Annotated in this window: 11 protein-coding genes; all 11 read right to left on the minus strand. The window is 60.0% G+C overall.

Annotation, left to right across the window (positions count from 1 at the left end):
• A partial coding sequence (locus BLX41_RS34915) for a hypothetical protein (protein WP_259697504.1) occupies window positions 1–62 on the minus strand: 62 nt, incomplete at its 3' end.
• 23 nt (window positions 63–85) lie between these two features.
• Entirely contained in the window at window positions 86–1,195 is a 1,110-nt protein-coding gene (ispG, locus tag BLX41_RS09620) for a flavodoxin-dependent (E)-4-hydroxy-3-methylbut-2-enyl-diphosphate synthase (protein WP_011063207.1), read from the minus strand.
• A gap of 3 nt (window positions 1,196–1,198) precedes the next feature.
• On the minus strand, window positions 1,199–2,221 hold the full coding sequence (locus BLX41_RS09625) for a RodZ domain-containing protein (RefSeq protein ID WP_123724700.1): 1,023 nt from the start codon (window positions 2,219–2,221) through the stop codon (window positions 1,199–1,201).
• Window positions 2,221–2,979 (minus strand): type IV pilus biogenesis/stability protein PilW, encoded by a 759-nt coding sequence (pilW, locus tag BLX41_RS09630; protein WP_123724701.1) that lies wholly within the window; start codon window positions 2,977–2,979, stop codon window positions 2,221–2,223. Before pilW ends, BLX41_RS09625 begins: the two co-directional genes overlap by 1 nt.
• A 12-nt stretch (window positions 2,980–2,991) precedes the next feature.
• Complete coding sequence (rlmN, locus tag BLX41_RS09635; RefSeq protein ID WP_102860398.1) at window positions 2,992–4,140, minus strand: dual-specificity RNA methyltransferase RlmN; 1,149 nt, start codon at window positions 4,138–4,140, stop codon at window positions 2,992–2,994.
• A gap of 28 nt (window positions 4,141–4,168) precedes the next feature.
• Window positions 4,169–4,594, minus strand: a complete 426-nt coding sequence (gene ndk / locus BLX41_RS09640) for a nucleoside-diphosphate kinase (protein ID WP_025129556.1) — start codon at window positions 4,592–4,594, stop codon at window positions 4,169–4,171.
• A 94-nt stretch (window positions 4,595–4,688) separates the two neighbouring features.
• Window positions 4,689–4,889 carry a Fe-S cluster assembly protein IscX gene (gene iscX, locus BLX41_RS09645; protein ID WP_102860397.1) on the minus strand — a complete coding sequence of 67 codons (201 nt, stop codon included), beginning with the start codon at window positions 4,887–4,889 and terminating at the stop codon, window positions 4,689–4,691.
• 14 nt (window positions 4,890–4,903) lie between these two features.
• Window positions 4,904–5,245 carry an ISC system 2Fe-2S type ferredoxin gene (fdx, locus tag BLX41_RS09650; protein WP_025129554.1) on the minus strand — a complete coding sequence of 114 codons (342 nt, stop codon included), beginning with the start codon at window positions 5,243–5,245 and terminating at the stop codon, window positions 4,904–4,906.
• Between the two features lie 3 nt (window positions 5,246–5,248).
• Window positions 5,249–7,111: a Fe-S protein assembly chaperone HscA gene (hscA, locus tag BLX41_RS09655; protein ID WP_123724702.1), complete on the minus strand. Its 1,863-nt coding sequence runs from the start codon at window positions 7,109–7,111 to the stop codon at window positions 5,249–5,251.
• Between the two features lie 51 nt (window positions 7,112–7,162).
• Entirely contained in the window at window positions 7,163–7,684 is a 522-nt protein-coding gene (gene hscB, locus BLX41_RS09660; protein ID WP_011063215.1) for a co-chaperone HscB, read from the minus strand.
• An 8-nt stretch (window positions 7,685–7,692) separates the two neighbouring features.
• A complete protein-coding gene (iscA, locus tag BLX41_RS09665) occupies window positions 7,693–8,004 on the minus strand; it encodes an iron-sulfur cluster assembly protein IscA (RefSeq protein ID WP_123724703.1) in 312 nt (103 codons plus the stop codon).
• Between the last annotated feature and the right edge of the window lie 2 nt (window positions 8,005–8,006).

Raw genomic sequence — 8,006 nt, forward strand, 5'->3', positions numbered from 1 at the left:
AGGGGGGTCTGCTCGGGCAGGATGTCATTCATGCCACGAATGGCTTGCAGAGACTTGCTCACAAAAAATCCTTAAATACGTTCGGTTAGCCGCGAGCGATCAGCGCTGCGTCGGCTTCGACCTTTTCGGCCGCCTTCTGCCGGATCAGCTTTTCAAGCTCGTCCACCAGATTGTCATTGGTCAGTTTCTGTGCCGGCTTGCCGTCGATGTAGATCAGGTTCGGCGTACCACCGGTCAGGCCGATATGCGCTTCCTTGGCTTCACCCGGACCGTTGACCACGCAACCGATCACTGCGACATCCAGCGGCACCAGCAGGTCTTCCAGGCGCCCTTCCAGTTCGTTCATGGTTTTCACCACATCGAAATTCTGCCGCGAGCAGCTCGGGCAGGCGATGAAGTTGATGCCACGGGAACGCAGGTGCAGGGACTTGAGAATGTCGTAGCCGACCTTCACTTCCTCGACCGGGTCGGCCGCCAACGAGATGCGAATGGTATCGCCAATGCCTTCGGCCAGCAGCATACCGAGGCCGACAGCGGATTTCACCGTGCCTGAACGCAATCCGCCGGCTTCGGTGATCCCCAGGTGCAGGGGCTGGATGATTTCCTTGGCCAGCAACCGGTAGGCTTCGACGGCCATAAATACATCGGATGCCTTCACACTGACCTTGAAGTCCTTGAAATTCAGGCGTTCAAGGTGCTCGACGTGGCGCAGTGCCGACTCAACCAGCGCCGCTGGGGTCGGTTCGCCGTACTTTTTCTGCAGATCTTTTTCCAGCGAACCGGCGTTGACCCCGATACGAATCGGAATCCCGCGGTCACGGGCGGCATCCACCACCGCACGCACCCGGTCTTCGCGACCGATGTTGCCGGGGTTGATCCGCAGGCAATCGACACCCAGCTCGGCTACGCGCAAGGCAATCTTGTAGTCGAAGTGAATGTCGGCCACCAACGGCACCTTGACCTGCTGCTTGATGCGGCCGAACGCCTCGGCGGCGTCCATGTCCGGCACCGAGACCCGCACGATGTCGACACCGGCGGCTTCCAGGCGGTTGATCTGGGCGACGGTTGCGGCCACGTCGTTGGTGTCGCTGTTGGTCATGCTCTGCACTGCGATCGGGGCATCGCCACCGACCGGTACCGAGCCGACCCAGATCTTGCGGGACTCGCGACGTTTGATTGGAGATTCGCCGTGCATGACTTATTGACCTAACTTCAGGCGAGCGGTCTCGCCACTGGTGAACGGGGCGATATCCACCGCCTGACCGTTGTAAGAAATTTGTGCGCCACGGGCATAACCCAGACGTACGGCAAAAGGTGGCTTGCCGCTGACATCGACCGTTTCACCCTTGCGCTTGAGGGCGCTGAGCAGAATCTTGCCGCTGCCATCGATGACCTGAGCCCAGCAATCGGCGCTGAACTGGATCTGCACCTGGCCCGAACCGGCGACCGGAGTGGTTGGCGCCGCTGCTGTGACAGGATTCGCTGGCGTAGCGGGTACGACAGCCGGAACCGGCGCCTGAACTGCAGGTGCGCTGACAACGGGCGCAACGATCGGGGCGGTATGCGCAGGAGCGGTCGGGGTTGCAGGCGTCGCAACCGGAGCCGGCGTTGCAGGCGTCACTGGATTGGCAGGCGCCTCAGCACCAGCCAGGTTCTGGGTTTGTGCGGCGTTGTCCTGGGCCTCGCTCTGACCTTCGGCGACGGCCTGGTCTTCCGGCTCGTCGATTGGATGGATCTGCGTGGTGCCGTCGGCACCCTCGACCTCGACGTGCTCGGGACTCAAGGAGATCGGCTCCTTGCCGCGCAAGGAGGACTGATCCTGCCACCAGATGAAACCGCCACCCACCACGGCCACCAACAGCAGCAAGCTGACGATGCGCAGAATGGTGTGGGAAACCCGCACCGGCTCTTCGATACGGCCCAGGGCGTGAACGCTGCTGCCTTGGGAGTCGGTACCGGTGTATTGATCGAATTCCTGTACCAGGATGGCCTGGTCCATGCCCAGCAGTTTGGCGTAGGCGCGGATATAGCCGCGGGCAAAGGTGTGCCCCGGCAGCTTGTCGAATGCGCCGGCTTCCAGATTGCTCAGGGAGCTCACGGTGAGGTTGAGCTTGTGGGCCACTTCAGCCAGCGACCAACCATTGCTTTCGCGGGCCTGACGCAGGGTCTCACCGGGGTTTACGCGAGTCACTGCTTGAACTTCGGGATGCGCCGCTTTCATCATTGCTCCGACAGGTATTGCTGATATTCCGGCGTACCGGGATAAAGTCGTTTTAGTTGCAGACCGTAACTGGCGGCCTTGTCGCGATCTTCGAACACCGTTGCCAGCCGAACGCCGAGCAATAGACTACGTGCATTTTGCTCTTCGAGCAGGCTAAAACGATCGTAATAGTCACGCGCGGGCACATAATGCCTGTCTTCGTAAGACAACTCAGCCATTTCCAGCAATGCGCGGGGCTGTTGGTGATTCAGGCGCAGGGCTTTATCCAGTTGCAGTTGGGCCAGCTCACGCTGGCCCAGCCTTGAAGCGGTCATACCGAGGTTTTCGAACACCCGGGAACGTTCGGGGTACAGAGTATCAGCAGCGGCCTGCTCGAAGCGCTGATAAGCCTCTTTGTAACGTTTTTCTTCGAACAGGAAGCTGCCGTAGTTGTTGAGGATACGCGCACTGTCCGGACGGGCCGCCAGGGCTTGACGAAAGTGCTCATCGGCAAGCACAGGTTCCATCTCGGCCTGGAACACCAGCGCCAGGGCGGCATTGGCGTCAGCATCGGCAGGCGCCAGCTCCAGGGCCTTTTTCAACGGCACCTTGGCCCTTTCGCTCATCCCCTGCTGCAGATACCCCAGACCCAGCTGTACATAGGCCTCACGCGCCTCATCGCGGCCCTTGCTGGTGTTCATCGGATTGGAATCACCCGACAGAACACAGCCAGCGCAGAGGCTGGCAACAAGCAGGAGCAGCGCGAAGCGCAGGGTCATGGAGATCCTCTCTCAGGTACGGGTCGCGGCGCTTTGCGGCATATCGGCGTCGGCGCTCAGCTCACGCACGGCGATATAACGTTCGCTACGACGGGTGCGGTCCAGCACCTGCCCGACCAACTGACCGCAGGCGGCATCGATGTCTTCACCGCGAGTCGTGCGCACGGTGACATTGAAGCCGGCATGATGCAGTTGGTCCTGGAAACGACGAATGGCGTTGTTGCTCGGACGCTCGTACCCGGAATGAGGGAACGGGTTGAACGGGATCAGGTTGATCTTGCAAGGAATGTCCTTGAGCAACTCGATCATCTCAACCGCGTGTTCCAGCTTGTCGTTGACGTCCTTGAGCAGGGTGTACTCGATGGTCAGCACGCGCTTCTCGCCCAGGGAGGACATGTAGCGCTGGCAGGACTCGAGGAGCATCTTCAGCGGGTACTTCTTGTTGATCGGTACCAGCTGGTTGCGCAGCGCATCATTGGGTGCGTGCAGAGACAACGCCAGCGAGACGTCGATGTGCTTGGCCAGCTCATCGATCATCGGCACCACGCCGGAGGTGGACAGGGTCACACGGCGCTTGGAAATGCCGTAGCCCAGATCGTCCATCATCAGGTGCATGGCAGCGATGACGTTGTCGAAGTTCAGCAGCGGCTCACCCATGCCCATCATCACCACGTTGGTGATGGCACGGTCGACGGTCGCCGGGACGCTGCCAAAGGATTTGTTGGCAATCCACACCTGGCCGATGACTTCGGCGGCGGTGAGGTTGCTATTGAAGCCTTGCTTGCCGGTGGAGCAGAAACTGCAATCCAGGGCACAGCCTGCCTGGGACGAAACGCACAGAGTGCCGCGCTTGCCCTGAGGAATGTACACAGTCTCGACGCAGCTGCCGGACGCCACGCGCACCACCCATTTGCGGGTGCCGTCGCTGGAGATGTCCTCGCTGACCACTTCCGGACCGCGAATCTCGGCAACGGCCTTGAGCTTCTCGCGCAAGGCCTTGCCGACATTCGTCATGGCGTCGAAATCATCGACGCCAAAGTGGTGAATCCATTTCATTACCTGACCGGCACGGAAACGCTTCTCCCCGATTGAGTCGAAGAATTTCTCCATTTCCGGTTGAGTCAACCCCAACAGGTTAGTTTTGCCGATCGATGTAGTCATGGTCTCACCCCTCACTCGCCAGCCTTACTCAGCGAGCGGTTACTTCAGTAGCTGCGAAGAAGTAAGCGATTTCGCGAGCAGCGGCAGCTTCGGAGTCCGAACCGTGAACGGCGTTGGCGTCGATGGACTCGGCGAAGTCAGCACGGATGGTGCCGGCAGCAGCTTCTTTAGGGTTGGTAGCGCCCATCAGCTCACGGTTGCGAGCAATGGCGTTTTCGCCTTCCAGAACCTGAACAACAACTGGGCCGGAAGTCATGAAGGCAACCAGTTCGCCGAAGAAGCCACGCTCGCTGTGCTCAGCGTAGAAGCCTTCAGCTTCAGCCTTGGACAGTTGCTTCATTTTCGAAGCTACAACGCGCAGGCCGGCTTCTTCAAAACGGGAAACGATCTTGCCGATAACGTTTTTTGCAACAGCGTCAGGCTTGATGATGGAGAAAGTACGTTGAACAGCCATGGTGTAACTCCAGAAACGGTGATTAAAGCGAAAAATTAAACCCGCGAATTATACGCGGGTTTATAGGGATTGCCTAACTGCGTAGCCCGCGGATTCAGTCCGCTTCGTCGATCCAGGCGGCCTGAATTGCTTCAAGAACCTTCTCGCCTCCGCGAGCCGGATCGTCGCTGAACTCTGGCAGTGCCAGAACCCATTGGTGCAAGTCGACAAAATTCACATAACGCGGATCCACATCCGGCTTGGAATCAGCCAGCTGGATCGCGATTTCCAGTACATCAACCCACTTCAGACTCATGACGACTCCTTGAATCAGTGCGGCGCTTCGGCGGCATGGTTGAGTGAGTACTTGGGAATTTCAACGGTCAGGTCTTCATCACCAACGATAGCCTGGCACGACAGGCGCGACTGTGCTTCCAGGCCCCAGGCCTTGTCCAGCAAGTCTTCTTCCAGCTCGTCGGCTTCGTTCAGCGAGTCAAACCCTTCACGAATGATGCAGTGGCAGGTAGTGCAGGCGCAGACGCCGCCGCAGGCGCTCTCGATCTCGATGTGGTTGTCGTGGGCCACATCAAGCACCGAAACACCGGGCTCGACCTCGACAACCAGACCGTCCGGGCAGAACACGGCGTGTGGCAGAAAAATGATCTGCGGCATCAGTTATTCCTCGATTTCATTCAGGTTGCGCCCCGCCAACGCGGCTTTCACCGTCGAATCCAGGCGGCGGGCAGCAAAGGCATCGGTCACTTGCGACAGACGCTTGGTCTGCTGCTCGATGGCGTAACCATCGGTGCCACGCATCAATTCACTCAGTTCCTGCATCTGCAGCTCGATGACCATGCGCTCTTCAGCGTCCAGCAGACGATCACCATCGGCGTCCAGGGCGCCCTGCACGGCCTCGATCAGGCGCTGGGCATCAACCTGCTGCTCACGCAGCACGCGGGCCACCTTGTCGTCGCCGGCATACTGGAAGGAGTCCTTGAGCATCTTGGCGATTTCGCCGTCGGTCAGGCCGTAGGACGGCTTGACCTGAATGCTGGCTTCAACACCCGACCCCAGCTCTCGGGCAGAGACACTGAGCAGGCCATCGGCGTCGACCTGGAAGGTCACGCGAATCTTCGCCGCCCCGGCCACCATCGGTGGGATGCCGCGCAGCTCGAAGCGCGCCAGGGAGCGGCAGTCGCTGATCAACTCGCGTTCACCCTGCAGCACATGGATCATCATGGCCGTCTGGCCATCCTTGTAGGTGGTGAAGTCCTGGGCACGGGCAACCGGGATGGTGGTGTTGCGCGGAATCACCTTCTCCATCAGCCCGCCCATGGTTTCCAACCCCAAAGACAGCGGAATCACGTCCAGCAGCAGCAATTCGCCGCCTTCACGCTTGTTGCCGGCCAGGGTATCAGCCTGGATCGCGGCACCAATGGCCACCACTTGATCCGGATCGATCTCGGTCAACGGCTGGCGACCGAACATTTCAGCCACCGCTTCACGCACACGCGGCACGCGGGTCGAACCGCCCACCATGACCACCGCCTGCACTTCATCCAATTCGACATTGGAATCGCGTACAGCACGACGACAGGCCTTGAGGCTGCGGGCAACCATCGGCTCGATCAGGGCGTCGAAGGCATCGCGAGTCAGGGTGGCACGCCAATCGCCATACACCACTTCCACGGACGCGGCGCCGGTCAAGGCTTCCTTGGCCGCACAGGCAGCTTGCAACAGACTGCGCTGGGTACCCGGATCGAGGTCGGCGGACAGGCCCGCGCCCTCGATGATCCAGCCGGCAATGGCGTGATCGAAGTCATCGCCGCCCAGGGCAGTATCGCCACCGGTAGCCAGGACTTCGAAGACACCGCCGGTCAGGCGCAGAATGGAAATATCGAAGGTGCCGCCACCCAAGTCATAGATCGCCACCACGCCTTCGGCGTGCTGATCCAGACCATAAGCCACAGCTGCCGCAGTAGGTTCGTTGAGCAGGCGCAGCACATTCAGGCCAGCCAGCTTGGCCGCATCCTTGGTGGCTTGACGCTGGGCATCATCGAAATAGGCCGGAACGGTAATCACCGCACCTACCAGCTCGCCACCCAGGGCCGCCTCAGCACGCTGACGCAACACCTTGAGCACTTCAGCCGATACCTCCACCGGGCTTTTCGGCCCCTGGATGGTCTCGATGAACGGCATGTGCGACTCACCATCAACGAAGCGATAAGGCAGTTGCTCACCCAATTGCTTGACGTCGGACAGACCGCGCCCCATCAGGCGCTTGACCGAGAGCACGGTGTTCAAGGGGTCGGTGGGCGCAGCCAGGCGGGCGGATTCGCCCACTTCAACGCGGTCGGCGTGATAACGCACGGCCGACGGCAGAATCACCTGGCCCTGCGCGTCGGCCAGAGGCTCGGAAAGACCACTGCGCAAGGCAGCGACCAGCGAATTGGTAGTGCCCAAGTCGATCCCCACAGCCAGACGACGCTGGTGCGGTTGAGGACTTTGGCCGGGTTCGGCGATCTGCAGTAGGGCCATGCTTATCTGGACTTATCTGTATATCAGGCGTGCGACCGGAGCGGCACTGGGTTAATCGTCGAGGCGCTCTTCTAACTGGCGCACTTCGTAGGTGAGCTTGTCGAGGAACTGCATGCGCCGCATCAGGCGTTCGGCCTGCTCGCGTTGCGCTGCATCATCCCAACAGGCTGCGAAGCTTTCATTCAGTTCATCCTGCGCAGTCTTGAGTCGACGCTTGAATGCCGCCACTCCAGCCAGGTCGGCACTGTCCTGCAAGTCTTCGAGCTCTTCGCGCCACTGCATCTGCTGCAGAAGAAACTCCGGATCATGCACCGTGACTTCCAGCGGCAACTCACCGCCATTCAAAGCCAGGAGATAACGGGCGCGCTTGGGCGGACTCTTGAGGGTCTGGTAAGCCTCGTTGAGGCTTGCCGACTGCTCCAGGGCCAGACGCTGCTCGCGCTCGGAAGCATCGGCAAAACGGTCTGGATGAACTCCACGCGCCAACTCACGGTAGCGCGCGGCCAACTGCTCGAGATCCAGGCGGAAACTCGGTTGCAGCTCAAATAAAGCGAAATGACAAGGAGTACCCACAAGAAGCCTCAGATATTGAAGCTTTCGCCGCAGCCACATTCACCGCGCACGTTGGGGTTGTTGAACTTGAAGCCTTCGTTCAACCCTTCCTTGACGAAATCAAGCTCGGTGCCGTCCAGATAGGTCAGGCTCTTCGGGTCGATGATCACTTTCTCGCCGTGACTCTCGAACACCTGATCGTCTTCACCGATCTCATCGACGAACTCCAGCACATAGGCAAGGCCGGAACAGCCTGTGGTGCGAACACCCAGACGAATCCCATCACCCTTGCCGCGCCCATTGAGGGAGCGTCGCACGTGTTGAGCAGCCGCTTCTGTCATGC

Source organism: Pseudomonas protegens (assembly GCF_003732485.1).
In the GTDB taxonomy this organism is placed as follows: Bacteria; Pseudomonadota; Gammaproteobacteria; order Pseudomonadales; family Pseudomonadaceae; genus Aquipseudomonas; species Aquipseudomonas protegens_B.